The following is a 268-nucleotide window of genomic DNA, read 5'->3' on the forward strand; positions in this document are numbered from 1 at the left end:
GCGCTGGTCGGCAAGTCCCTCTAGCAGACGCGGCAGCTGTGGCGATCAAATCACTCGACGACCTTCTCGCCGAGGGTGTTTCGGGCAGAGGCGTGTTGGTGCGCTCGGATCTCAACGTCCCGCTGGACGACGGCGACATCACCGACCCCGGGCGGATCACCGCGTCGGTGCCGACGCTGCGCGCACTGGCCGACGCCGGTGCGAAGGTCATCGTCACCGCGCACCTGGGCAGGCCCAAGGGCGCCCCGGACCCCAAGTTGTCGCTGGC

1 protein-coding gene is annotated in these 268 nt (G+C 69.4%); it reads left to right on the forward strand.

Going from position 1 to position 268, the window contains the following annotated elements; all coding sequences use genetic code 11:
* Positions 1 to 38: 38 nt before the first annotated feature.
* A partial coding sequence (gene pgk, locus ABQE89_RS26340; protein ID WP_448422191.1) for a phosphoglycerate kinase occupies positions 39 to 268 on the forward strand: 230 nt, incomplete at its 3' end.

The sequence above is a fragment of the Mycolicibacterium sp. XJ1819 genome (assembly GCF_053483675.1).